This window comes from Pauljensenia sp. UMB6358, assembly GCF_030216865.1.
Classification (GTDB): domain Bacteria; phylum Actinomycetota; class Actinomycetes; order Actinomycetales; family Actinomycetaceae; genus Pauljensenia; species Pauljensenia turicensis_A.
The window spans coordinates 1-417 of the sequence record NZ_JASOMS010000045.1 but is presented as its reverse complement, the minus strand read 5'-3'; the positions used below and the strand labels follow the sequence as shown (position 1 = coordinate 417).

The window sequence follows — 417 nt, the reverse complement described above, 5'->3', positions numbered from 1 at the left end:
CCCCTAGCTTTGTCCATTTGGGGAATGTGACCGTGTCGCCGGGCTGGCCTGCGAGCTGGTCATCAGTCACGACAATGGGGGTGCCTAGGAGGGCGCTTTTGCGGGTGAATTCGGCCTGGATTAGGTCCGCCCACACGTCAGGGATGATTAGATCCCCAGTGAGGGTTGTGTTTTCTCGTGCGTCATTGTTTGCCAATTTGGTTGCTCCTGCTTAGAAGTTTTTGACCGCTTCCGCGTATGCGGTTGGGTCGTGCTTGTACAAATAGTTGAGGTCTTCAACTGTTTTTGGTTTGCCCTGCTTCCTGGCAGGTGCGTGTTCTACCGTTGATTGGCCCGCCTGGGGCCGTGCCTGGTAGTAGTCATCCTTTTGGATGAAAGTCTTAATGTGTTCTTCGACTGCTTCCGTGTCGGTAGTGT

The 417-nt window shown here is 54.0% G+C and carries 2 protein-coding genes; both read right to left on the bottom strand.

Annotation, left to right across the window (positions count from 1 at the left end):
• A partial coding sequence (locus QP381_RS08560) for a hypothetical protein (RefSeq protein ID WP_442953414.1) occupies positions 1-196 on the bottom strand: 196 nt, incomplete at its 3' end.
• A 15-nt stretch (positions 197-211) separates the two neighbouring features.
• Positions 212-417 (bottom strand): hypothetical protein (locus QP381_RS08555; RefSeq protein ID WP_285068509.1); only part of this gene is annotated, 206 nt, incomplete at its 5' end.